The organism is Synechococcus sp. PCC 7335 (assembly GCF_000155595.1).
Lineage (GTDB): Bacteria > Cyanobacteriota > Cyanobacteriia > Phormidesmidales > Phormidesmidaceae > Phormidesmis.
This window is the reverse complement of the sequence record NZ_DS989905.1, coordinates 749860-774507: the sequence shown is the minus strand read 5'-3', so window position 1 is coordinate 774507 and position 24648 is coordinate 749860. Positions and strand designations below refer to the sequence as shown.

28 protein-coding genes and 1 pseudogene are annotated in these 24648 nt (G+C 45.7%); 18 read left to right on the top strand and 11 right to left on the bottom strand.

What is annotated here, in order from left to right; genetic code table 11:
• The coding region (locus S7335_RS23180; protein ID WP_038019253.1) for a hypothetical protein at positions 1-193 on the bottom strand (193 nt) is incomplete at its 3' end.
• A 225-nt stretch (positions 194-418) separates the two neighbouring features.
• Between S7335_RS23180 and S7335_RS23175 the strand changes: the two genes are divergently transcribed.
• On the top strand, positions 419-1027 hold the full coding sequence (locus tag S7335_RS23175) for a hypothetical protein (RefSeq protein ID WP_006457858.1): 609 nt from the start codon (positions 419-421) through the stop codon (positions 1025-1027).
• Positions 1028-1630: 603 nt separating this feature from the next.
• Here the strand turns inward: S7335_RS23175 and S7335_RS29055 are convergent.
• The 3 genes and pseudogenes from S7335_RS29055 to S7335_RS23160 all read right to left on the bottom strand — a co-directional run.
• Entirely contained in the window at positions 1631-4324 is a 2694-nt protein-coding gene (locus S7335_RS29055) for a pentapeptide repeat-containing protein (RefSeq protein ID WP_006458344.1), read from the bottom strand.
• Between the two features lie 372 nt (positions 4325-4696).
• Complete coding sequence (locus S7335_RS23165; RefSeq protein WP_006457841.1) at positions 4697-6013, bottom strand: hypothetical protein; 1317 nt, start codon at positions 6011-6013, stop codon at positions 4697-4699.
• Between the two features lie 296 nt (positions 6014-6309).
• Positions 6310-6558 (bottom strand): annotated as a pseudogene (locus tag S7335_RS23160) (IS1 family transposase); the annotation flags it as partial.
• Between the two features lie 239 nt (positions 6559-6797).
• On the opposite strand from S7335_RS23160, the gene S7335_RS27515 reads away from it, so the two are divergent.
• From S7335_RS27515 to S7335_RS23150, 3 genes are all read left to right on the top strand, one after another.
• Positions 6798-6989, top strand: coding sequence for a hypothetical protein (locus tag S7335_RS27515; protein ID WP_006457983.1), 192 nt, complete (start codon positions 6798-6800; stop codon positions 6987-6989).
• Positions 6990-7368: 379 nt separating this feature from the next.
• Positions 7369-7830 (top strand): hypothetical protein, encoded by a 462-nt coding sequence (locus tag S7335_RS23155; RefSeq protein ID WP_006457928.1) that lies wholly within the window; start codon positions 7369-7371, stop codon positions 7828-7830.
• Positions 7831-7967: 137 nt separating this feature from the next.
• Positions 7968-9191, top strand: coding sequence for a fatty acid desaturase (locus S7335_RS23150; RefSeq protein WP_006457933.1), 1224 nt, complete (start codon positions 7968-7970; stop codon positions 9189-9191).
• Between the two features lie 313 nt (positions 9192-9504).
• On the opposite strand, the gene S7335_RS23145 is transcribed toward S7335_RS23150, so the two are convergent.
• A complete protein-coding gene (locus tag S7335_RS23145) occupies positions 9505-9753 on the bottom strand; it encodes a hypothetical protein (RefSeq protein WP_227500076.1) in 249 nt (82 codons plus the stop codon).
• A gap of 495 nt (positions 9754-10248) precedes the next feature.
• Between S7335_RS23145 and S7335_RS23140 the strand changes: the two genes are divergently transcribed.
• The 6 genes from S7335_RS23140 (at position 10249) to S7335_RS29050 (ending at position 17242) form a co-directional block, all read left to right on the top strand.
• Positions 10249-10710: a hypothetical protein gene (locus tag S7335_RS23140; RefSeq protein WP_157620575.1), complete on the top strand. Its 462-nt coding sequence runs from the start codon at positions 10249-10251 to the stop codon at positions 10708-10710.
• A 135-nt stretch (positions 10711-10845) separates the two neighbouring features.
• Positions 10846-12210: a bifunctional sterol desaturase/short chain dehydrogenase gene (locus S7335_RS23135; protein ID WP_006458046.1), complete on the top strand. Its 1365-nt coding sequence runs from the start codon at positions 10846-10848 to the stop codon at positions 12208-12210.
• 1087 nt (positions 12211-13297) lie between these two features.
• Positions 13298-13693, top strand: a complete 396-nt coding sequence (locus tag S7335_RS23130; RefSeq protein WP_006458308.1) for a hypothetical protein — start codon at positions 13298-13300, stop codon at positions 13691-13693.
• A gap of 308 nt (positions 13694-14001) precedes the next feature.
• A complete protein-coding gene (locus S7335_RS23125; RefSeq protein ID WP_083785168.1) occupies positions 14002-15675 on the top strand; it encodes a TGS domain-containing protein in 1674 nt (557 codons plus the stop codon).
• Between the two features lie 287 nt (positions 15676-15962).
• On the top strand, positions 15963-16829 hold the full coding sequence (locus S7335_RS23120) for an IS5 family transposase (protein WP_071777029.1): 867 nt from the start codon (positions 15963-15965) through the stop codon (positions 16827-16829).
• Entirely contained in the window at positions 16772-17242 is a 471-nt protein-coding gene (locus S7335_RS29050) for a transposase (protein ID WP_227500099.1), read from the top strand. The genes S7335_RS23120 and S7335_RS29050 overlap by 58 nt, the downstream gene beginning before the upstream one ends.
• Positions 17243-17252: 10 nt before the next feature.
• Here S7335_RS29050 and S7335_RS23115 read toward each other — a convergent pair whose 3' ends face one another.
• Positions 17253-17486, bottom strand: a complete 234-nt coding sequence (locus S7335_RS23115) for a hypothetical protein (protein ID WP_006458335.1) — start codon at positions 17484-17486, stop codon at positions 17253-17255.
• Positions 17487-17694: 208 nt separating this feature from the next.
• Here S7335_RS23115 and S7335_RS23110 point away from each other — a divergent pair, with 208 nt between their 5' ends.
• The 5 genes from S7335_RS23110 (at position 17695) to S7335_RS28155 (ending at position 19386) form a co-directional block, all read left to right on the top strand.
• Positions 17695-18027 carry a transglycosylase domain-containing protein gene (locus S7335_RS23110; RefSeq protein ID WP_006457774.1) on the top strand — a complete coding sequence of 111 codons (333 nt, stop codon included), beginning with the start codon at positions 17695-17697 and terminating at the stop codon, positions 18025-18027.
• 84 nt (positions 18028-18111) lie between these two features.
• Positions 18112-18357 (top strand): hypothetical protein, encoded by a 246-nt coding sequence (locus tag S7335_RS23105; protein WP_006458224.1) that lies wholly within the window; start codon positions 18112-18114, stop codon positions 18355-18357.
• Entirely contained in the window at positions 18357-18683 is a 327-nt protein-coding gene (locus tag S7335_RS23100; RefSeq protein WP_006457784.1) for a type II toxin-antitoxin system HicB family antitoxin, read from the top strand. The genes S7335_RS23105 and S7335_RS23100 overlap by 1 nt, the downstream gene beginning before the upstream one ends.
• A gap of 129 nt (positions 18684-18812) precedes the next feature.
• On the top strand, positions 18813-19157 hold the full coding sequence (locus tag S7335_RS23095; RefSeq protein ID WP_006458074.1) for a hypothetical protein: 345 nt from the start codon (positions 18813-18815) through the stop codon (positions 19155-19157).
• An 85-nt stretch (positions 19158-19242) separates the two neighbouring features.
• Positions 19243-19386 (top strand): hypothetical protein, encoded by a 144-nt coding sequence (locus S7335_RS28155; protein ID WP_006457857.1) that lies wholly within the window; start codon positions 19243-19245, stop codon positions 19384-19386.
• A 546-nt stretch (positions 19387-19932) separates the two neighbouring features.
• Here S7335_RS28155 and S7335_RS23085 read toward each other — a convergent pair.
• Positions 19933-20202: a hypothetical protein gene (locus S7335_RS23085; RefSeq protein WP_006457958.1), complete on the bottom strand. Its 270-nt coding sequence runs from the start codon at positions 20200-20202 to the stop codon at positions 19933-19935.
• Between the two features lie 194 nt (positions 20203-20396).
• Between S7335_RS23085 and S7335_RS27505 the strand changes: the two genes are divergently transcribed.
• A protein-coding gene (locus S7335_RS27505; RefSeq protein ID WP_157620579.1) for an IS630 family transposase occupies positions 20397-21541 on the top strand; the annotation gives its coding sequence in 2 pieces (ribosomal slippage) (positions 20397-20835 and positions 20835-21541; 1146 coding nt in all).
• Between the two features lie 7 nt (positions 21542-21548).
• Here the strand turns inward: S7335_RS27505 and S7335_RS23070 are convergent.
• The 3 genes from S7335_RS23070 to S7335_RS27500 all read right to left on the bottom strand — a co-directional run bounded on the left by S7335_RS23070 (position 21549) and on the right by S7335_RS27500 (position 23445).
• On the bottom strand, positions 21549-21839 hold the full coding sequence (locus S7335_RS23070) for a ribbon-helix-helix domain-containing protein (RefSeq protein ID WP_006458414.1): 291 nt from the start codon (positions 21837-21839) through the stop codon (positions 21549-21551).
• Positions 21840-21984: 145 nt separating this feature from the next.
• Complete coding sequence (locus S7335_RS23065) at positions 21985-22620, bottom strand: ParA family protein (RefSeq protein WP_050766021.1); 636 nt, start codon at positions 22618-22620, stop codon at positions 21985-21987.
• Between the two features lie 531 nt (positions 22621-23151).
• A complete protein-coding gene (locus S7335_RS27500; RefSeq protein WP_006457765.1) occupies positions 23152-23445 on the bottom strand; it encodes a hypothetical protein in 294 nt (97 codons plus the stop codon).
• Between the two features lie 151 nt (positions 23446-23596).
• Between S7335_RS27500 and S7335_RS23060 the strand changes: the two genes are divergently transcribed.
• Together S7335_RS23060 and S7335_RS23055 are read left to right on the top strand one after the other, a co-directional pair.
• Positions 23597-23833 (top strand): hypothetical protein, encoded by a 237-nt coding sequence (locus tag S7335_RS23060; RefSeq protein WP_006458188.1) that lies wholly within the window; start codon positions 23597-23599, stop codon positions 23831-23833.
• Positions 23826-24323 carry a hypothetical protein gene (locus tag S7335_RS23055; RefSeq protein ID WP_006457866.1) on the top strand — a complete coding sequence of 166 codons (498 nt, stop codon included), beginning with the start codon at positions 23826-23828 and terminating at the stop codon, positions 24321-24323. The genes S7335_RS23060 and S7335_RS23055 overlap by 8 nt, the downstream gene beginning before the upstream one ends.
• A 22-nt stretch (positions 24324-24345) precedes the next feature.
• Here the strand turns inward: S7335_RS23055 and S7335_RS23050 are convergent, their stop codons facing one another.
• Complete coding sequence (locus S7335_RS23050) at positions 24346-24585, bottom strand: hypothetical protein (RefSeq protein ID WP_006458206.1); 240 nt, start codon at positions 24583-24585, stop codon at positions 24346-24348.
• Between the last annotated feature and the right edge of the window lie 63 nt (positions 24586-24648).

Sequence of the window (24648 nt, the reverse complement as noted above, 5' to 3'; positions counted from 1 at the left end):
AGTTCTCTGATAGCAGTAGCTCCTTCGTCTGCTCAAAGTAGCTGGTCAACGTCTCTTGCTTAGCCCGTTCCGCCGCAATCTGCGCCTCTTGCTCATAACGCTCAGCCGCAATCCTTTCCTGTCGTCTCTCTACCTGATTCTCTAAATAAAGCGCACCGCCTGTTAGGAACAACGGAATAAGCAGCAGTTTCATCCACTCCCATGACGTTTTACCTGCTACACCCAAAGTAAACCATCTAATCGGTGACAGTATCCTCAACCGCATCCCTACCAACCTCCTCAACTGAAGTCGATTAACGCATAAATAGCGCGTTACTGGTAGTAACAGCCAAGGGGGGAAGAGAAGGGGCGATCACGCTCCTCAGCCTTCTAGCATGGTAGTCTTTATCAACTCATCACTCCTTTCACTGACTTATACATGAACCAGAGAAACAATCAGCCGCTGATCAACACGTTGAAATGGTCTGCTGGGATTCTAGCTACAGTAATTTCTGGAGTAGTAATTTTTTGGCTAACAGAAGGATTGAGAGCATCAAAACCGACACAACCAGTATCACAGACTAGCCCAGTAGAACAATCCAATCCGCAGCAGTCTGAACCAGAGACACCTGTAATATCTGGAACTCAATCAGAAAGGGAGCTAGATGGAATTTGGGACATATCAATAATAGGGAACAGACGAATCAGCAGTGACGGTTTTATAGAAGAAGCTACTGGAACAATAAATCGGGTTTGGAGGCTTAGCTTTACTGACAATATTGTGACTGGAGAAATGCTTGGTTCTAAAGGGACAGCGTTACAAAACCCCTGTAACAACGCCACTTTGAGTGGAGAAAGAAGTGAGGAAAATATTCAGCTGACACTAACTTTCAATGGGTCTTGCTGCCCTGAAGAACAATCTTTGTATTTACTAACTCTAGAGCCAAGTTCGGATATATTCAGAGGCACGATGAAGCCACAAGACGTTCCAGAAGGAGGCTGTACACTCTGGTACGGTGATCTAGTAGGAGAAAAACGGACAGACTAAGAAGATTCCAGAGAATTAGCACAGTGAGTAATTTGAGTCTTGAGAAACAAACGTTTTTATACCCAAAAGGGGAAAATAGTCAAAGCAGTAACCACGTCGCGGCCACTACTTGTGCTCGCTGTTCGGTTTGGGTCGCCGTCTATCAGCAAAACTGTAGCTATGGTCGCTGATTTAGATTGCCTGGTGAATAGCCGGGGTTAAGCTAGTGACGCCTTCCCTATAGCCAGGTACTGTAATTAGTTTCAAGTCACTTAGCTACATTCGTGCGCCCAGTATTAGTAAGACGCTTTTACTTTGACCAGACCAGCAATTCAGCTCTCACTATACCGGCACCTAACCTGAATTATGAACCCTTCCCACGCCTCGATGAATTTATTCGTGTCGTTTTTTATTATGACAATTTAAGTGACACGAATGACTACTGGAAGATAAGAGACCGTGATGGGGCAATAGCGATCGCAATACTAGAAAAGCAGTCAACAGGCGATGACAGCACTCAAAGGCGAGGCTATTGTTTGCCTTGTTGTAGCAATCTCTCGCAATCGCGATTAGGGTCTAGGCTAATGCCATTAGGTAGGCGGGTATTGCATAAAAAGGCTTCTGTTAGCTGTTCCATCGTCTCCCGCAATCACGGTCAGGATCTAGGCTAATACCTTCACGAAGACAGGTGTTGCAAAGTAGCGCTTCTATTAGCTGCTCCTTAGTAACGTTCCTAGCTTCACGCAGATTGGTTTTGAGCAGAATGGCTCCGCGCAGGTTAGCTAAGCGCAGGTTGGTTTCGCGTAGGTCAGCTTCACTCAAGTTGGCTTCACTCAAGTTGGCTCCGCTCAGATCGGCTCCGCGCAAGTTGGCTCTGCTCAAGTTGGCTTCGCGCAAGTTGGCTTCGCGCAAGTTGGCTTCGCGCAAGTTGGCTTCACGCAGGTCGGCTCCCATTAAATCTCGGTTGATAAGAACCGAACTAGATAGGTTTAAACGTACTAGGCTGCAAAGAGATGCTAGATTCTCAACATCTACTCTCTGTCCCTGCAAACGTCCTATCCACGCCCCAAACGATACCCGAGTAGGCCACTCTACTGTTGAAATGTCTTTAGTCACTGAAGAACAAATACCCAACACAGCTAGAAGTGCCTCTTCCGCATGAATCGCTCTTTGATTCGCTTCATAGAATCTAAGTGACGGCTCAATCTTCTCCATCGGCATTCCCCGCCGAAGCATTACGGCGATTAGCTCACTAAACGTTTTCTGCCACTTAGCTACCTGTTTCACAGGACACAAAGCCACCTCATCTCTTAAGAAATCCAACAGATAAACGTCTATACGAGTTGGGCCACATACCTCTGCCCAATGCTGCAAAGCGTCTCGCTGACTCCATCCTTCCTCTATATCTTCAGCGCGGCGCGCTAGCTGCTTTTGAATTCGAGACACCGCCCGGACAATCCGTCGAGCAGTCAGATACTCGCTAAAGCTTTTGTGGGTGAACTCAAATGTTCTCTGATCGCTTCGTTGGCCACTTTGTCGAAAGTAAAAGGCAACAAGTAGTCGAGTAACACCTAGCTCAGCGCCTTCCTCAAAATCGCTCAGAAGCTTACTCAGACCGCTGCGCTCGCAGTGCAATTCGATTTCTTGAATAGTGGTTGTACGGCCACCGCCATGCCACGCCGCCAGCGCGATCTCTTCTAACACTCGTATAAAATGCGCTTTTGACATCGAGGTGAGCGCACGGTGCCGACCGCTGTCTTCGTAGCCTCGTTCATAGACCGCATCCAGCAAATCCGCATAGACAGTATTTAAGTTTGTCGCCGCCGAGAGGGTAAGCTTTCCTGCTACATAACTCAGGGCCACTAAGTAATTTAATAGAGGCTGCGCTGTTATCTCAGTCAAGCTGGCCGTTTTTAACACTCCTGGCATGGCAGAATAGTTTTGCTTTACCGCCACACCATACTTGCTCCACCAATCGCCTCGCTGATCTCTTGATAGCAAGCCGTTAGGGTCAATGTAAGGCTCACCTTTTACTTCCTTTCGTTCGTTCTTTGGAAGAAGGTACGGCAAGACATGCAGAATTTGATGCTGCTCTCTGAAAGATTCTTGGACAACGACTTCTCTGCCGGTGATAATCACCTGAAGGCGGGTCGTTCGATAGTTAAATCGACTGACCTTGTCCTGCACTTCTCGAACAAAGGACTGCGCTGTTTCTCTTGCTATTTTCCCTTGCAGCGCCAGCTCGTCTAAACCGTCGAATATTACCAGCAGTCTGCTCCCCTCACTCTCAGGATCAAGGGGGTTATGTTTCAGATAGTGGTCGTATCGGATAAACTCATCTACTGCTTTAACTAGGTCTCCAGTAGGTGTGAATTGGTGAAGTGGAACAAACAAAACTGGGAACTCACCTCGTTGAGCGTGTTCAGCCGCATAGACTTTGGCAAACGACGACTTTCCAGCGCCTGGACCTCCGCTGATTACTCGAATCGCATCTTGCTGTTCCGCCTTGCGCAGCCACCCCCTCAGCTCAGTAGCGAGGTCTACCACTACACGTTCTGGTTTAGGTTCCGCACTCTCATATGCTTTGGCTATCGAGGAAGACTCTTGGCTAGGCTGCTGGCGCTTGTAGTAGCCTCTGAGCGGAATATAGACATCTTTGAGACCAAAGGCCTCGAACATCATGGGTTCCTCGATCTGCTTTTGCAGCCAGGAGGCGTACAGTCGCCAGCCTTGTTCTCGCTCTGTCGCCTCGGTGAAGGGCGTTTTTACGGCGGCGGTGATACTACTATAGGTTTGAGAATGGCGTCGCCACTCTTCGTGCAAGGCGAAGGTGAAGTAAGCGGGTAAGCGATTGCTAACGGTTTCTGATTGAACCGCATCCAGGCCTACACCCATCAGCCACTGCTTTACGGGGGTTTGTAGACGACTAACAACGCTCAACTGCTCTGGATGTTCAAAGAAGTTAGCTGTAATTTGCAGCTCGCTCGTTTCTAGCGATAGATCCAGTTGCTCGGTAAGCGTGGCGATGTCTACAGGCACCTCTTTCATCAAAAACTGACTCTCGGCTACCAGTTGGAAGGTCGCTCTGCTCAATGAATTATAGATTAGTGCCCAGGACAGTTCTGCTGGGTTCTTACTATCTAGACCAATTGCGGACAGTACATCGACAGCGTCTTTCCCCAGTCCTATCCATTGCCCGGTTGCCGCATCTACCCCGGCTTTGCCTAGCGCTTTAAACAAGTCTTTGAAGTTTGTCTTTAACGGTTTATTCCAGACAGAGATAGGTTTGGTAACCGTCAGACCAGATGAGCTTGACATTGAACAGGAACAACCAAAGTGAGGGTAGGCTTTCAGATTACCGAAAGCTTAGCAGACCAGCGTTCTATCCATTACCCAGAGTGCAGTCACTGATGTGGCCTCACACTTAAGCCACACCTAGGGACTGTTCCAACTGCTTTTGCAGCACCTCTTTGTATAACCACCTCATCACTGCTAAGGCGATCTCTCTCTTGGAAGATAGAACAGCTGATGGCGCAGACACGGCCACTAGCAAGACCATTGAACCAATTACCTCGTGTACACCTCGCTCTTACCATTACCAATGACGACTCAATATTTAGTAACTGGTAGCTTGGTCAGGTACTAAGGACTAAAGCTTCCATATAACTAACAGAAAACGGCTACTATTTATCATTTATCAGAAGAATCCAGTACTGCAGTTAGTTCTTGAGCAAAGTGACCTTCTGGTTCAGCTTGAAGCAACTTAGTTACAAAGGTACCAAGCTTTGTCTTGCTACTGATCTCAGTGTCCTCCTCAAATAAAGCGACCAGCTTATCCACAGCTGCGCTCCGGTTAAGACAGTAGTGCATATTCCTATCAATGGCCTGTTTTCTTTCCTCAAATCTTTCGCTAATCCGATCTTGAATCTCGGCTTGTAGTTGAGACAGTTCATTCTCTAAGCCTTCGTCTCTACCTAGAAACTCAGTACGCCATTTGTGTTCAATCTCACACAACCAAAAGTTTAAAGGGGCATCATAGGTTGCTTTTAAAATTATTCGTAGTAAAGCTTTCCGTGACTCGGCGCTCTCCAAGGAAGAAGACCAAAGCAGTTTGCAATATTTCTGAGCATCCGGCTCAATGTCAGGCTCCTTATCAGGCTCAGTCTCGATAGTTTGGCTCCAGTGACTACGAAAAGAAAACCATCCTTCATGAACAAGACTACGAATCTGTTCTATGGTAAACGCCATTCCTTGAAGCGCGTATATCTGCTGAATCTGAGCTTCGGTAAAGCCTCCAATATACTTAAGACGTAAAGCTGTCAGCTGATGAGAAAAGCTAGCATCTTTTAGATGACTCATTCCATATCCAATCTGATTTAGACAACCTTCTACTTTCTTGCTTTCTATTGAATTATTGTCAAACTCGTCTCTATCTTGATCAGAGAACCATTCATCTGCTAAACCAGCCTGGTTCAGCAGGAGACAGTAATTAATAAGGCGACTTAAAGCACTGATACTATTGACATAGCGATCAGGACGAATATAACAATGTTGAAATATTACTGATAGCGATGTGAGTAAATTATCACTCAACAACTCAGAAAAAGCTTTGTTTTCTTTCTGTGGTAGTTTTTGAGAGATCGCATAATTAAACCCTACCAAAGATCTTAAGACGTCACCATGTGGGTCGAAAAGCCCCATTATACGGCGATATATAAGAATGTCCTTCAAAGACGAGCTGCCAGATGAGCTTTCAGGGTGTGAAAGCTCTACCTCTCTTCGACCAATCTTCTCTAACAACTCGCTTTTGGAAGTATAACCAAGGTCATTTGCTAGTTTGTCTAACCTGTCCCAGGCTGTATCAGAGATTGAAACATTACGTCGCTTCCTCTTTCTCTCTTCACTCAAAGTCGGCGGCCGCCCGCGCTTCGCTTTATAAGAAGAAACTAAAGAAGGTCTTTCAGGAATTGCAAGTTCCTCAGGATCAGTTTTTGCAACGATCAACATATGGAAAGTACCTAGTGCAGGACTCTATTTAAGTTACGTACATAAATACATATAGCAGATAAAAAGCATTGTCGCCTACTGCCATAAGAGTATCATAGCAAAGGCTTCTAACTACTTTTTATGATTTAACAATAATATTAATTTATTACGTATAGAAATACGATTGTGCCTCAACATAACGTGGGTTATGTGGCGATATCATGCCAAACCCAAGACCGTGTCAATAATCCAGCTTTTCGTGCAGCAGTATCTTTGAGCACTTCGTTATGCACGAGCCGGGCTCTGTAGCTAGGCTAGCGAACGATGTCCACGACGGTGCCGTATGCCCGCTTTCCAATTCTGCTAATTCCGCGTAAGCTGCTGCCTTCAACGTAGGTCTGTAAGATCAGTTTTACCTGCTCTGAGGTTACTTGGCGTCGATCGTACAGCGTATCAAAGGTTTCGGTAAACGTTCGACGACAGGCTGTACAACGATATCGCTGACTACCTTTACTGGTCTTACCGTGCTTGTGGGGTGTGGGATGATCGCAGAAAGGACAATCCATTGCTCGTTGTCTAACTCAATAACGTAGACGACGTTTCCCACGCTTCTTTAGTTCACGACCAGAAACACTGTAGCTTCTAACACAGTCACGTAAGTAAGGTGTGCGTAATACTGATAAAAAGTAATGCCAAAGATTCTATAAGCCTTCATGGAGATATAAAGCTGTTAAATGATACTTTATGCGCATATTCAGACATATCCAAAAATCTAAAAACGTTTTTGTACGTATTACTGATTTATATGATACTATTATCTTACGGAACACTCAATGAATATCCCCGCCGCAAGCGGACGGGGTATCACTTCTCGAAGCTCACACGCTATGTGGCTCGTCGTCGCTCAGCAGAGCCCTTCGGACACTGTTTTTCTTGGATGCCACATAGCGGCGGGGAATTGGACCTCAAAGAGATGAAGGCCGTTCTCTATAGTTAAGTTTTCCTTAGAGTGATTGATGTGAGGACTGTTTAGTAAAGCTGTTCATCGACGGTTTTAGGGCAGGGCAGAAGCATGCCCGTGGTCCGTGCCATGTGTAGTTTGGTCCTACGTGGCTTGTCTTAGTGATAGTTCTGTATTCAAAAGCCTTCGCTGAATGAATAGCAAGGTACGCATACGAAGAAGATATGCTGCAACCAAGCGGCGAAGGTCTTCTGATCTTTAGAAGACCTTGTTGGGAAACTAAAGATGGCTCAATCTCAAAAACCAGGGATCGCTAATTCTGTCTGTAAAAAGTGAATAATGCCTAACGCTTATAGGCAAGGAGTTTGGTTTATGAACAACAACACCAACATTTCTCAGTACTTTGGAAATAGCGATGAATAGAGTCTATTCCGTAGAGGATGGAGTGTACGTCCTAGTGAAGCAGTTTTCACAAGATCTGTTTCAGGCAAGCAAAGTAGTTTCCAAAGAAGAGTGGGACTTCCAGATTAGAAGTGCGAAGGCTGGTCAGGGCCTAATTATCCTGAGATTGGACTACTTCCCACTTCCTTCCTATACATTGTCACTAGGCGACATCAGCAATTGGGAAGATCTAAGATCGAGTCGAGATCAACTGACTTGTATCTGGCGTAAAATGCCTTCTCATGTTCAATCAGCCTTTTCTCAGGAGGAAATGATTGCTCTGTTTACGATGATATTGGAGAGGCTTTTGCTTAGCTGGACACAGGGTAGCTATGGTGACTTTGAAGTGACGATCAATCGTTTAAAAAATCGGTTGAGGATCGTTGTTGGTGGTACACCTAGCAACATTCAGTACATTCATATCTGCCAAAAGTAGCCCTGATCTAGCAAAGGCTCCAACTGAATAAGAACGGCTCAGCCGGAGAGCAGATACCTGTTACGACGCTGTATTGAGATGACTTATCTCGATGCAGCGTTTTTTGTTTTTTGTTTAATCGAAAGAGGATAAATTCAATGAACGTCTCAGTAGAAGATGCCATCTCAAAAACAGAAACCTTGGTCAATTCCGATAGTTGCGATAATCCACGCGAAGCTGTCAAGCGCAAAGTTTTCTCAGATAGAAAGTGGTTTCAAAATTTGTTTACAGAGCTAAGTGGGAAGCCCTACGCAGGCCAGCAACCAGCTTTCCAAAAAACGTCAACCAACCAACTAATCCAAAAGGCGTTCGTCTTTTGCTGTTCAATTTGCGTGATGTTTTGGTCGACAACGAGCGGTTATATCTGGATGACCTTCCTAGGACAGCTGCTATTGCTTCATAGTTTTCGGTGGTTTCGTCTGACGTTCATGCATGCTTGTAGTCACAATGCAGGCATTAGATCCAATCGACATGCGAATGTCTTATTGGGTTCGCTTGTCGCAGTTCTTACGCTGTCTGGCGACTTCGATACTTACTGTAAAGACCATCGTCATCAGCACCATCAAATTGGTTCGAGGCCAGGCCATTTATCGCTGCTACAAAAGAATGACGAGACATATCGATATCTACTGGAGGCGGCGGGTTTCCAGCTCGGTGCAACAGTCAGTGAATCTTGGCAACATCTCATCAAGACACTGTGCTCACCTACTTTTCACGCTGAACGCCTATGCTCAAGACTACAAGCTACCTTTCTATCTCCTAACAAAGCTCATGATCTAGCTGCGGTGGCTATTTGGCTAGTGCTAATGTTACTCATTTACATCGAGCACAATCCTTCATTTGCGATCGCATACCTAGTCACAGTGACTATCCTGTTTGAATGCAGTAGTCTACTTCGACAGTGCGTAGAGCACCGTTGGCCTGTGCCAGATACGGGTGATCGCGGTCGGACAACTCTAGGCGTAATGACAAGTGCAATTATTCTCTGTGAGTCACCTCCGTGCCATACAGGTGAGGAATCACAATTAGAGTACTGGTTGTCGTGGGTGTGTTGGTGGGCACGAGTTTTCTTTTATCACTTACCTAGTCGGCTGTTGATTCTCACTGGTGATTCTCCTGTTCACGACTGGCACCACCGTAACCCGTCTGGTGATTGGCCTAATAGCATTTACCACCGTCAAGCTGATGCGGAGCTGCCTGTAAATGAATGGGGCAAGTATCAGGAGACATTTGGCTTGCTTAGAGCAATTCAGATGACGTTCGTTACTCTAAGCTTCCAGTCTCCCAGAGATTTAAGCGACCAGTGCTCTGCAAAGGGCTGAAGGTATGTGATCACTTAGACTTGTGATTAATCAGCTCATGCCTAGTCCAAAGCGGTCATGCCGTTGCTTATCGCCAATATCTGAGTCAATGAGATCACGCAGCTTACTTAGAGGCTGAATACAGCACTCGAATTTGTCAGATATGGGTAGCCAAATATCGACGTATCATCACGAATGCGATCGCACCTTTCTCTATCTGTTTAAGCGGTCTGGAATAATGCTTGCAGTTTCTCACAGCTTGCTATGAAATGTTTTCTTCGGTCATGTAGAGACACGAGTTCTGTCATTCGCGTCCGAGGTCTTAAAAAGTTACTCACTTTATCCACTGCTCGACAGAATCGCTGCGCCGCATCAAATTCCCCAAAGCCCAGAGTAGGGTGATAGCGATGCTTGATACGCCGATGGTTTTGTTCGACTGGTTGGCGGTGCAGGGTCGCACCTCGTGCTCGACTTCCTCACCCAGTTCTTCCTCGATTGCTCTTGGATAGGACGCTAAACCATCAGTCGCCACCTTCAATGCCAGAGCAGCACCGAATCTCGAATACGCAATCAAAAAGGACAAACAGAACGAAAATACTAGGGAATCAAAACTAGTTACTACTTTTGGGAAATTTATCCCAAAAGTAGCACACATATCAAAAAACTATAGTATAATAGTATGGTGTTACTAAATAGTGCTTTTGCCTTCTAATTGAGCTTTCCTTTGCGGCTTGTCAAAGACGTTCATCGACGGTTTTAGGTCAGGGCAGAAACATGCCCGTGGCCCGTGCCATGTGTAGTTTGGTCCTACGTGGCTTGTCTTAGTGATAGTTCTGTATTCAAAAGCCTTCGCTGAATGAATAGCAAGGTACACATACGAAGAAGATATGCTGCAACCAAGCGGCGAAGGTCTTCTGATCTTTAGAAGACCTTGTTGGGAAACTAAAGATGGCTCAATCTCAAAAACCAGGGATCGCTAATTCTGTCTGTAAAAAGTGAATAATGCCTAACGCTTATAGGCAAGGAGTTTGGTTTATGAACAACAACACCAACATTTCTCAGTACTTTGGAAATAGCGATGAATAGAGTCTATTCCGTAGAGGATGGAGTGTACGTCCTAATGAAACAGCTTTCGCAAGATTTGCTTCAGGCAAGCGAAGCAGTTTCTAGAGAAGAGTGGGCCTTCAAGATTAAAAGCACGAGGGGCAGCCAGGGCCTGATTATCCTGACATTAGGCTACTTCCCATGTCCTTCCTATACATTGTCACTAGGCGACATCAGCAATTGGGAAGATCCAAGATGGAGTCGAGATCAACTGACTCATACCTGGCATAAAATGCCTCCTCACGTTCGAGCAGTTTTTTCTCAGAAGGAAATGGTTAATTTGTTCACGATGATTTTAGAAAGGCTTGTGCTTAGCTGGACGCGGGGTAGTCATGGTGACTTTGACGTTACGGTCAACTGTTCAAAAAATCGGTTGATGATTGTTGTTGGTGGTACACCTAGCGACCTTCAATACATCCATAGCTACCAAAAGTAGCGCTGCTTTAGTAAGGGTTCCAACTGAATAAAAAGGCATAGCCGGAGAGCAGGTACCTGTTACGACGCTGTATTGAGATGACTTTCTCGATGCAGCGTTTTTTGTTTTTTCTTTTAATCGAAAGAGGATAAATTCATGAACAACTTAGTAGAAAATGCCATCTCAAAAGCAATGGCTTTAGCTGATTTTGATGATCGTTTAATGACACCTATTGCTACATCTTCACACATCCAAAGCACAATTCTCTTTATCGTCTTAACAGCTATTTGGGCAGCAGCTACAAGACTATGTGTTGAGATAGCAAGAGATGGTTTCCATGTTCTTTCCCATTACATTCCCCGGTTATCACGGCACCATAACTGGCACCACAGAGTCTTTAAGCGTGATATGTCGAAAGTAAGCTCTGCACTGTATCAACGCTCTCAATGGCATCATGATGTGCCTGAGTCAGTGATAATGCTCATGATTGCTTTCTCGATATCTATCTCTTCATTTCTGATTTCTGGCTGGTCTTCTTCATCAATTGGCAGTTTCTTATGCTTACTCTTCACTCTACATAGTCTTCTAATGGCTATTCTTAGGGGACTAGGATACAAGTGGGCAATTGAGCAAGATCTGAATCATAAGCAGACAGAAAGTGTGGCTCATCCCGGTAAGTGGTGTGTCAACTGGAGCTACCATCAGCGTCACCATTTTGAAAACCCTAACGCATATTTCAGTGGTATCTTCACCTTAGTAGATCGACTGCTCGGAACTGCTCTCTCCTTGAAAAGAAAAACTGTTGTCGTCACCGGAGCCTCCGGTAGTTTGGGCAAAAGCCTAATTGCTAGACTTATTCTAGAAGAGGCCAAAGTCATCGCACTCACTTCTTCACACACAAACCCTATAGAAGTAGAAGTTGATGGCAGGCTGGTACAGCTAAAGACAGTCCTTTGGAGTGTTGATAACCTAGATGCTCTAGACGAAGTTCTAAAGTCCGCTGACATCCTAGTTCTCAACCACGGAGTTAATCGTCGGGAACTTACAGAAGCAGCGGTGCTTGATTCTATTCGTGTGAATGCATTGTCATCATATGCTCTTCTAGACCGGTTTACTCATACCGTCAAAACCGCTTTCGACGCAGCATGTAAAGAAGTCTGGGTAGTAACTTCAGAGGCGGAGGTGGCCTCTGCTAACAGTCCTGTCTACGAATTGAGTAAGCGGCTTCTTGGTCAGCTTGTGACATTCAAGCGAATTAATTCGCCATGCATTATTAGAAAGGTAGTTCCAGGTGGGTTTATCAGCAAAATGAGCCATGACAGTCGGCTCTCGTCTGACTGGGTGGCACAGCGAATCATTGAAGCTGTTAAGAAAGACGGGCGAAACATTGTGATCTCGCCTTATCGACCTTGGGTATATCTCTACTATCCTATGCACGAATGGCTAGTTTCAGCTTACGCTGAACAGTGGAGCAAGAGCCAAATTTCGCACGACGAATCTACAGATGGCTTGGATGTGTAGCTCCAATTGACTCAGTAGACTCGGGTGTAATCGGCAACCGCTGTTAATACTAGTTTCTTTGCCCCTGCGTCTGATCTCTAAAGAGATCAGACGCAGGGGCTTTTTCAATCGGTAGGAGGCTGAAAAGCCGAAAAACAAAAATTACAAAATCGTGATGAGCCGATATCACTACATTGGGGCGATCGCTACCAATCACAGTTGTCGCGGCTGCTCACTGGGAGCTATTTGTGTCAATCCATAAAATCATATGTAACTGGACAATCCAACAAAGTCTACCACTCAGTAAATACATATGAAGGCTAATCAACTGACCAAAGGACTAGCGCTGCGATGCTCGCACTGCTAGTATTGGGACTGGCTGGCAATGACGTGGGACGGCTGGAAAGCATCATGGCAATACTGGATCTCACTATGCAGCTTACGCAAAGGGACGACGATGAGTAAATGACTGAGTATCGCGTTACCATTAACCGCTGAGGTAATGGGTTGCTGTCTCTCGTTTCATTAGTCAACGTACCCAGATTATGTCTTATTCTTAAAGAAACCCTTAGTAAGTTAGGTGCCTACTCTGGTCCTAACACCCCACGAATGAAGAGGCGATCACGCTAAGAGAGGAAAGCATAATGGCGATCACTCCTGTAAGCTTGAAAACCCCAACTCGACAGTTAGGGCTGAAGCAGTAAAAAAGCACTGCTTTGAGGATACCTAGGTATTTGCATCCTTCATCCGATAGCTTCCTCACTCGCTGTCAGTGGCAGTCGTGCTTCACTGAACAACAGGGGGATCGCGCTGATAGAGAAGTAATTGTAGAAATAGCTCTGGGCCGCTCTCGTGAAGTATATTCGAGTTCTACAGAGTCTGGAACCTCCTACCACTTTTCAGGCAAGCTCTCAAGTCAACTGTGAGGTCAAGGCCCAATCCAGGACCATCCCAGCAGCAATTCCTTCAAATCTCAACTATGAATGGGATCAAAGAGCACTAATTCAAATTCTATCTTCACAAAACGTATGCTACTTTTGGGAGGATATTCCCAAAAGTGATAGACTTTGGCTGAAAACGGATTGCCAAAGTGCGGAGATAAATAGTAATGTCCATAACCAAAGAAAACTCTGGCCTCGAGAATCTTCTTAAAGGTAGAGGAACCAAGAAAAAGCTAGGTCATAAGTCTTATAGTGTAAAGCTTTCACCAAGTGAAAAGAAAAGAGTAGAAGATATTGCTGAAAGTTTTGACTGTACTTACGGCAACAGCGGTTCAATTTCGTGTCTACTCACAAAATTAGCAACTAAGGAATTGATGGTTGTTTCTTCGCCTCCTATTTGGGAAAAATCTCCATGCCATAGTGAAGCTACTTCAGATAAAAGCAAAGTTTTGCCTGATCCTAAAAGTGTTATGCAAAGAAGTCTTCCAGGTATAAGTAAGGAGAAATTAGAGAAAGCCAATAGTGGTCATACAGACGAGGCTATTAGTATTAGGAAGAATTAAGATGGCTAGCTGTATCTAGATAAATGGCGTTGCTTAGTTAATCTACAGAATGAACTAAGCATGAATTAATCACGTACTATCGCTTATTTTATCACAAATGTCTTAAGTAGGTAGCTATATATAAACGCTGCTATAAGTTGCTGAAACCGTTATCAAGCGACGCTTGATAACCTCATTTAATTTAGGCTACCTACTTGTATCTCAGATTAGCAACGCCATTCATATCTTATTCGCTATTCAGAACTTAAAGAACTATCTACACCATCAAACCTTCTTTTGTTAGCAATTAGCTTATTATTACACTTCTTATGCAACGCTCTCTAGCATCCCTCACGAAGCACATACACGTGATGATGGACCTCTCGACGCTGGCTCAGATTCTGTTGCGCTCAGGTCTGCCATCAAGTCATACTAGTATTGATGGCTTGAGATTTTCAGAGAAAAGCCTTTCTAACTTACTAGAGTTAATCAATTCAAATCATATTCTGTTAGAGGAGCCTTCCTACACTTATGTGAGTATGCGTGACTATATAGAATTATTAGAAGAAGATCTAGGTACAGAAGAAAAGACAGCCATAATCAACGCTTCAAAAGATTTAATAAGAATAAGTGATAAAATTTCTTATGAACTGTTAAGAGATCAAGCCAATAAACTTCAATTGCTTTCTGAGAATAGGCAACTGAAGCATCGAGAATACATAGACTTAGTTCTAGCAAGCGTCTCAAATACAAAATTCTACATTACTAGTAACAAGAAAGATGTTGAGTCGTTCGTTTCTTTCTTTAAAAGGCATAAGAAAAAGCCTGAATGTCAGAACGAAATACCTTACGAAATTGATGAGTTACAAATTCATGATATAGACAGTTTTGTTAATTACATTGAAAGCGAAACAAGTTTTTTTGATATAATTGCTAATCAGGATACAATTACCGTCTACACGAGTTTAGACAAACCAATTACTATCAAGAGAGGCTCAACTCCTGTAGACTTTGCTTATAAGATACATACAGAATTGGGGCATTCCTGCTATCGTGCAAAGGTAACTCGCAACTATGGTCAAGGTCCAGAAAATTGGGAAATCATAGAGTGCGAACTAAGTTTTATGTTGGAAAATGGAGATAAGGTTGAAATTATAAAGAGGGATGGCGGCGAGAGAAAACCTGATATTGCTTGGAAAAAGTTTGTTGTTACTACTAAAGCAGCCGATTCTATCAGTTCTTTTTGGCATAAAGAAAATATAAAAAGAGGAGCTACTATTCTTAAACGAGAGTTTAGTAAATGCTACTTAGGAGGGAACAAGTTTGAATACATTTCTCGGTGCCTTAATTGCGGAAGTATTGAAGAACTTCAACAGCAGTTAGGCTTAGGAAGAATAAGAATTGAAGATATTCGAAAAGCAGAAAAACGTTACTCAGACACGTTTATAAGACCTCAGATTGGCGTGTCAAAGTCATTTGGTTTAAATGAGCATAAAGATGTATCTGACATTCCTGCTGTTCAGGGTTTAACTAGTAGCTTTTCAGGTATGCTTTTAATTTCAAAATGTTGCTATCCAATGCCAAAAGATCGAATATGTGGAGTGGAAGGCGAAAGGTCTGTTCACATCCACAAAATAGGCTGTTCTGAAATCTCGGAAGTTGATTTCGAGAAGAAATTGCCTCTAACTTGGAACTCTGATGAATGTACAGCTGTTCTTAAACTTAAATTGAAAGATAGGGAAGACATTCTCAGATACATTCTTAACAAGTGGGCTGAAAACAACAATGTACGCGTGAATGTATCAAGCGTTTTACCAGATAAAAGGCTATATCCAACTTTGGATGCAACTTCTATTGTAAATGTTTGCGTATTGTTTAGCTCTATACGGCTCCTTAAATCAATGATTAAAGAGATTGAAGATATTCCAGATACAATTCAAGTTACTATTAGAAGCATATTTCCAGGTCCTGCCGCATTTTTAGACCCAGAAAGGTTTATATAACTTTTGTATAAATGGGAAGATCTATGTACAGGACAAAAAGTGAACAAATAGCTGAATGTCCATCCACCGCTTTGGTGCTTCTCTCTGCTTACCAGCCAGCGCCTTCATCCAGTCCGACACATTCTCAGCATGAGAGTACGAGCACCGAGACTAGCTGGCCGAGTGGCTTAGACGTTATCTAGTCGTCCCTGAAAACTAATGAAAGGCTTGACAAGAGTAGGCTTCAAGCTTTAGAGGGCAAGCTAGAATTGTCGGATAAGTCGCTCTTGCTCCGAAAAGCTTGCAAAATGAAGCCATCATTATCGCCCTCAAATAGGGACTCGTCGCTATCAGCGCTAGCGAGTCAGTTGAACCTAAGTCATCCGCTTGTCCAATTGGCCGAAACGATAGCCTGGCAGGCGTTCGAGAAGAAGTTCGGATGTGTTGTCAAAGCGAGTGGCGGACGACCAGCGTTGCCAACTCGATTGTTGGTAGGGCTGCACTATCAGAAGGCGTTGTACGACGAAAGTGATAAGAGTGTGGCGGCAAAGTGGGTCGAGAATCCATACTGGCAGCATTTCTGCGGCGAGCAGGTGTTTCAACATGAACTGCCATGCCATCCAGCGAGTCTAGTGAAGTGGCGAAAGCAGATTGGTACCGATGGATTTGAACAGTTGCTCAGTCAAATTATCCAGACCGCGATGCGTAGCGCTGTGATGAAACCGAAAGAGATTGGGCGAGTGAATGTGGATACAACAGTGCAAGAGAAAGCGGTGGCTTTTCCGACTGATGCGAGACTTTACAACGAGGCCAGAATAACGCTGGTGCGGGCGGCGAGAAAGCGAGGTGTCAAGCTCCGTCAAAGCTATGTAAGGATTGGAAAGTATGCTTTCTTTAAGCAGAGTCGCTATCGAGTTGCAAGGCAACTCAAACGAGCCAGAAGGCATACTCGCAAACTACGCACTTACTTGGGTCGTATGATTCGAGATATTGAACGAAAGCTACCGCAGCCAGATGCAGAAATGGCTGTGTTGTTGAACCGGGAAAACAGATTGAGCAACAGAAACGAAGTGATTCTAACAAGCTCTACAGTATGCATGCGCCGGAAGTCGAATGTTTGGCAAAGGTCAAGGTTCATAAGCGCTACGAGTTTGGCTGCAAAGTGGTGTTTGTGACGACCAGTGCGAGCAACTGGATTGTAGGTACGGCTGCGGTTCACGGCAATCCCTATGACGGCTCCACACTGAGCGACGCGATAGCGCAAACTCATCGGCTCAGTGGCGTTTTGCCCAAGCAAGTAGCGGTGGACAGAGGCTTTCGAGGCAGCAAGCATCATCCAGAGGGCCTACAGGTGCTCGTGGCAGGCGCCAGAAAGTTCAAAGAGGTGCTCAAACGCTTGGCCAAGCGGCGCAGTGCGATTGAGCCGGTCATTGGTCATCTCAAACATGACCATGCTCTCAAGCGTAACTTCCTCAAAGGTAAGCAGGGTGACTGTATAAACGCTTTGATGGCTGCTTATGGCTTCAATTTGCGTAAACTCTGCCGTTGCCTTTCTGATGACAGTTTTTCGCGATCGTCTGCTGCCTAGATTAGGTTTTTCAGGGACAACTATCTACCGCTCTGGTTTGGTTATTCGAGTGCGCCAACCAAACCTTTTGAATATCGTCAACCGCCTTAGTCTGGTTGTTCAGCTGCTCTAAGCGAACCTTTTGGATATCATCAACGAACTTAGTTGCCGTATCGAGTACTTCCAAGCGACGTTGTTGGATAGAAGCAGATGGGAAGGTCTCAGTTGCGTTCGCAAAGGGTGCAAACGTTAGCGTATTAGGCATTGTCAAGTTAAACTCGATGAGCCAATTTATAGGACAGTCTTGCTCAGCAAGTGTCATCTGATCAGTATATGCGATCGCTCAGACTACTTAGAGGCAGAACAGAGCGCTCAGCAGACACAATCCGCTTTCTGGTCCAATCCAAACCCTGTCATGCCTTGGAAATTTAGACGGCAACGCCGATGAGTGGACAGACTGGAGGGCGATCGCTTTGGAAGGTGGAGGGATAGAAGCTTGGCTAACGCTGCTCATAGAGTTGATGTGGGACAAGCAGCGGATCTTAGAAATGTACTTGAACATTGCCCAGTTTAGCGAGCGTACCTTCGGCGTAGAAGCCGCTAGCCAACAGTTTTTTCAACTCCCTGCCCGAGACCTCACCTCACAAGAAGCTGCCCTACTAGCTGCTGTACTACCTGGGCCAGAACTTTACCGCATCGAAGCGCCTTCCCAGGAAGTACTAGACCGACAAAGCTGGATTCTGGTTCAGATGAGTCAGCTTGGCGGCACAGCCTATCTTCAGCAGCTGCAAAGAGAAAGTGAATAGTGATAGGAAGAAGAGCTCAGGCCACCCTTGAGACTCAACATCAATAATTTACGTTATAGTATCATTATTGATATTACCTGCGAAATGGCTAGTATTCAGAAGATTTTGGCAGACATGGAGAACAATCCTAAGGGGGTAAAATTCTCTGATTTGTCTAAGGTTTGTGATCATTTCTTCGGTAAGCCCCGTCAATCGGGCGGCAGTCATCGAGTTTATCGCACCCCCTGGCAGGGCGAACCCTATGTCAATATCCAGTCAAAAAAAGGAAAGGGTAAGCCTTATCAAGTCAAACAGGTACTAGCAGCGATTAGAAAGATGGAGGCGATGTAATGGACGCTCAGTTTTACACCTATCGTGTGTTTTGGTCGGAAGAAGATGAAGAATTTGTCGGTCTGTGTGCCGAGTTCCCTGGGCTAAGCTGGCTCGACGAGAATCAGCAAACTGCTTTCTCTGGCATCATCAACTTAGTTCAGGCTTGTATCAACGATTTAGAAGCGCACGATGAGGCTGTGCCAACACCGCTATCGAAGAAACTCTACAGCGGTAAGTTTATGGTCAGAATTCCACCCGAACAGCATCGGGAACTGGCTATCCAAGCGGCGGAGCAAGGCGTTAGCTTGAACCGACTGGCGAGTAAAAAGCTTTCAGGTGACTAACGTAGCCAGTATTGAACAAGGCGATCACCCTTCTTAGGGACTATTCATAGAGCGATCACTTTCGCTAACCTCTCCATCAGCTAAACTCATTGTGTAGTGGTTTTAGAATTTGCTTGGTAGAAAGCACTCATGGAAAATCACTTCCCTTTGCGTCACGAGAAACAAGCGCAACAGAGAAGTCTGAAGCGATCGCTGCTCGGAAGACTTCTCTTAGGGATAGAAGGCACTAAACAACGAAACTGGTATGCGCTGTATCTGCTAGCACTACCAATTGATGCCGCTATCGTGATGCTTAAGCACATCAGCCAGTTCCTACCTGCGCCCCACCACACTTATCGTGATTGTTGTGTGTGTATAGTGCTTATGACTTTGGCTATGAAGATCTGGCCGAACGTTCTAGGTGAGTTAGTTTGGTATAGATTGCTTTTTCTCGTCCCGTTAGGAATTTTAGTGCTTTCCTTAGTTAGTTTCTAGGGTTAGCCCTTGCAGAAAAACAAGACTTAATTGAACGGGGCGCAATCTTCGACAAGGCAGCAGTGTTGTCTACTCTTTGAAATCCATGGGCTTCCTCCCAATCCTTCAGAGCACCTCAGCGCTGCCTCAACTCTCGGGCGATCGCTCTGGCAGTAAACCAACGCAGGCGATGGAGCGATCGCTCTCTAGGAAAATTAAGTACTGTGGTAGACATAAGTCTCCACAGTAGTGACTGCACTCTCTTTTAAACTTCTTCACATTCTTCCACCCAACCAGGGTAGAGATCTTCCAAACGGCCTACCACTTCTGCATAAGTACCACTGCCAACAGTGCCAGGGGCGTAGCTCTCGAACTGCTGCATTGTGTAGTGAACAGCCGCTCAGCCTGCGCCTTCGTCAGCTCGGTCATATAGATAACTCTCGACTTGCAGGCGGAACGAAATGCTACAACTTTCGATAGATCCGTACCTTTGTTTATGTTATCAAACGATACGTCGATAACAATCTGCCATTCTTCTACCGCATTCATCTCTATATCCTCGACTAACTTCTAGCTCTTCAAGGCACTAGCCGCTCTCATAACAGCGGCTAGGCAGACAATACGGAACACACTGATGCTGCTCAAACTAAACAGGTCTCTCCTAATATTTTTTAATTTCTATCTGGAATCCGAAAAGATAGGAGGCGATCGCTCTGTTGGTTAGTCCCAAGCCTGATGGTAAATATTCGTGTTACTTACGTTGACTAATTCAAAAACGACACGAATACTGTTAAGGCTATCCGCCTGTAGAACACTGGCGATCGCCTCCTATTAATTTTTTCGGCCACGAGTAGATCTGACTCAATCCCCATTGATCGATCAGGGGTCTCTCTTCTGCTATCCTACATAGCCCTTCAGACATCAGCTCTAAGCAAAACTGAGCGTATTCATATGGTCCCTCAGCTGTGACCGCAATCCCTTCGTGACTACCACGCCCGTTGAACGTTCCGAAATACTCAACAAACGGACTCGCCGTAGCTATCTTCTCAAACTTTTTCAGAGTCATATTTTTCACTACAGAGGTTTATGTGTAATCGTGTAATCGCGTTATCACTACAAGATTAGTTTGACTTAGGGTATAGCTTTTCCAGAAGCCGACCATGTTGGATATGGTGCAAGGACAAACTAGTAGTCTGTCAGCCCTAAATTTTCGGGCACCCTAACTCTCGAAAAGATTGTTCTAGAGAGAGTTGAACGTTCATGAGCAGAAAACAGCATCGAGTCAAATTGCAGCCTGAAGAGAGAGCGGAACTAGAAGCACTTGTCTCGAAAGGGAAAGCGGCCAAGTGGAAACTGACCCGCGCTCAAGCTCTACTGAAATGTGACGAGAGCGAGGCTGGCCCGGCTTGGTGTGACCAGCTGATTGCGGAAGCCTATGGGGTGACGACCCGAAGCATCGAAAGTTGGCGTAAGCAGGCAGTCTTTCAAGGGCCATTGTCTTTGTTGTCTCGCAAGCCGCCATCCCAACTGCCCAACCCACCCAAGTTTGATGGTGAGCAGGAAGCTCGTTTGGTGGCCTTAGCTTGTTCTCAGCCGCCACCAGGATATGCCCGTTGGAGCCTACGGCTGCTCGCAGACCAAGCCGTCGTCTTAGACATCGTCGAGCCGGTTAGCCATGAAACGGTTCGCCAAGTGCTGAAAAAAATGAATTGAAGCCTTGGCGACGTACCATGTGGTGCATTCCACCCAAGCAGGATGCTGCTTTCGTCTGCCAGATGGAGCAAGTCTTGGATATTTACCAGTTGGCGTATGACCCGGCCCATCCAATCATTTGCATGGACGAGCAACCCAAACAGTTACTGAAGGAGAAACACCTCCCACACCCTGTCAAACCTAATACCCCTGAACGGATTGACCACGAGTACATTCGCGAGGGAACCTGTACGGTCTGGATGTTCGTTGAACCGTTAGCCGGGTGGCGAGACGTACGTGTTAGTGACCGACGAACCGCCATTGATTGGGCACAGCAACTGCGGCAACTGATTGACCTCCCCCGCTACGCCACAGCTGAAACCTTGACATTAGTTTGTGACAATCTCAACACCCATACCGTTACCTCGTTATACCAAGCCTTTACGCCACAGGAAGCTCGCCGCATTCGAAACAAGGTGAAGATTGTCTACACGCCTAAGCATGGCAGTTGGCTCAATATGGCAGAGCCTGAACTAAGTGTGTTGACCCGACAATGTCTCAGCCGACGCATTGATAACGTGACCGAAATTGAACAAGAAGTTCAGGCTTGGGCAACACAACGGAACCATCAACAAACTGGGATTGATTGGCAATTCTCCACTGATGATGCACGCATCAAACTCAAGCGCCTCTACCCGAAAGTTCAATCATGACTGACTACTAGTCGGGTTGCTTTCCAGCAATCTGAGGTAGGCCACGCTGCTCAAACAATAGATCTAGCGCCTCCCCGACGAGTGCTTCTACGCTCGTATCTTCATCTAGCGCTAGCTGTCTCACTTGTTTTGAGACTGCCGGGTCGAAGTAGCCGATAATGGCTTTCTTACCTGATCGACTCGGGCGATAGTGCGGGCTCTTCTTATTGTCAGGCTTAGCAGGTGCAGCCGATTGTACTTTGCCAGTCGCGGCTTTGCCATTTCCCACTTGCTTAAGCCGATCTCTTAGACCAGACATAGCAACACTTCTCCTATAAAAAATTTGTACCGTGTAATTGTGATATCACGCTATCACAAGACGATAGCTTTGGGTGTTCACCTTTCGGCAATCCTATGGTTGTGATTTCCTTATTACGTACTTACGTGATGAAGTGTCATTGTGATTACACGTTAGCACATAACCACTTGTACAGTTGCTTGATCTCCTTCGCGGCCTTTCCAGTCGGCGAGTATTCAAGCACACCTAGACCATCAACGACTGCTTTCGAGTACTCAGTTCTATCCCATAGTGCTATCGGGCAGATCTGTCGGTTCGTGTCGGTTTCCGCTAGATCTTTCAGAACGCTAGTCGCTTCGTACAGCTGCGGACGTGACTTAACTGCGTTTAGTAGCAACCCTACTTTTGCGCCTGCCGCTGAGCATAGGTCAAGTGTGGTTGTGATCGCTGAAAGATCCAGGATTGATGGACGACACGGCACAACGCAGATATCGGAGAGTCGCGCCGCCGTCAGAATCCCTTCTGAGTTAAAAGGAGCTGTATCTATGATGACTAAATCTGTGTTGTCCTCTTGAGTAGTGGCGATCGCTTGGGTAAGACGGCTGGGCGGTATAGCGACAACGATAGGTTCGGTGATGCCTTCCCCTTCTCGGATATCGCCCCACTGACTAATAGAACACTGCGGATCGGTGTCTAAGACAGCGACACTTTTGTCCGACAGGTGGGCGGCGACGGCTAGGTTCATCGATACCGTGGACTTACCTGGTCCGCCTTTCTGCGAAATGACGGCTGCAATTGGCATGACTTTATAGACCTCTCCAATGATATGTATTGACAAATGATTGGGTGCCAACGTGATTACACTACTGCATGCTAACGTGTAATCACTTATCAGCATACTTCAATACCCAATTGTTGCAGCGTGATATTTTGATATCGTGATTTTGTGATTACACAAACTTGTCGGCATGAGTATGGTGAGCAGATGCTTGTAATGTCCTCTATGTCTTAGTTTTGGCTGGTTAAGGTGGTGTGATATTGTGATTACACATTATCGCATCGACGATATCAAACGAGGGAAAGCAGCGCCAGTAGTATTAGTGTGTATGCGATTACGTGTAATCGCGTTTGCGTGATGGGGTGTTAAACTTATGGCTGATCAGTCTATGCCGATGCAATCTGATGCCTGCCATATAAAAAGGGTTACTCATAGCGCTTAGTTAGCATTTTCCTAGTAGCAGAATAGCCGCACTCAGACTAAACTCAGACTACGTTTCGTTCGCTTTGCCATTAGCTCCAAAAAAGGATGTCCTTTGGCAAACCCGTCTCTTTATTAGCTAGTGCGTTTGCCGCCGCCGGTGCTTTGCTCAGTGCTTCTCTCCTGACAGTGGGCCTTCTTGCTACGTGGAATGAAAAACATGACTAGCCCACACCATCTTGACTGGCTCCATCGATCGGAGACGTTCATAGAGGCGCAGACAGCGCCTGGGCGCGTCATGGTTGCCTGATTAACCAGGACGACTCTACTCTGTTCTTGTCTTTTGAAGATGGTAATCTCTATCAGACGTTTGATGAATCCGTTGTGGTGGCACAGGCTAAACCTGGCTGGCAGGGGCGAACCTGTCACTCTAGGCGTTCTTACTATGCCAAGCATTCACTCAACAAAGCTAAAAAAGCGATCTCGCCAGCGCAGTCAGCGGACTGACAGCATTGATATCCCGCTCTTAACTACGTATCGCCACCAGCGGTGCTAATCACCTTCTATCGCAACCGTACCGATGGCTCATTCATGCGCTCGCTCTTTCATACCACTCATCGAGGATGCGGCAAAAACGATAGAAAGGGGAACTCCTATTCATCTAAAAGGAGTTCCCCAAGCTCAGCTCAGACGCCATATTCGGACGGTTATTGGTATTCTTCAGGCTAAGTTCGGCCAAGACGTTACCATCACTCAAGACCGACAACCCGCTGCCGCCTGTCCCTTCTGTCTGCTGGAGAATACAATAGATGGCTGAGACCACAACTAGACTTAATGCTCAGCAATGGCAGCAGGCACAAGCCAAGGCTCAGCGGTTTCGTGCTCAACTCATAGCACTCTCTCGCAAAAATAACCCGCATAACTTCTACCAAGAACTCTTTGCGATCGCTGCCAGTCGCATTCAGGCCGATACCGATGCATTCTGTGGCTTCGCTGAACAAGTCTTCGAGGAGATTGAGGCGTATGGCCAAGAACCTACCCTCGATGAAAGTTGGATGGCTGAACTAACTGGCGATAAAGATACTTTCTACTTCTCAACTCAGGCGTTGGTTACTCAGCCAATACCCCTGCCGAGACAACAGAGGCAGAAGCCTCTTCCTTTACCTGATGGACCGTCAATAGCGAACGCCGTTACACAGGCGGTGCAGTCCGCTGAAGAGGCGCTTAATGTCGCTCATGCAGAAAAACGCCTGGATTCAAACCATTCAATCAGCGCTCTCTTGGCTCACACAACCTGCTTCCTTTGACCAGCTTCAACTGGCTACTCACCTACAGCCCGGTGAACTCTGGCTCGCTCTCCTGCTTGGACAGCAGCACTGGTCTATCCATCAACAAGTCTTCTATGGCGAAATCTCGGTTTCTCTCAATCAACTCAGTGAGTGAAATACTTTCCATGTCACTTTTTAGGGGAGGATGCAAAGGAAACGAATAAAGAGTGGTAATGCGATCTCGTAGCTGGAAATGACTATTGGGCGATCGCACCGCTACCGCTACTGCTCTAGCATCCACTATCTATACTCAGAATTCTGCTTTCTTAAGACTCCAAATAGATATGATAGCGTTGGTGTTTGA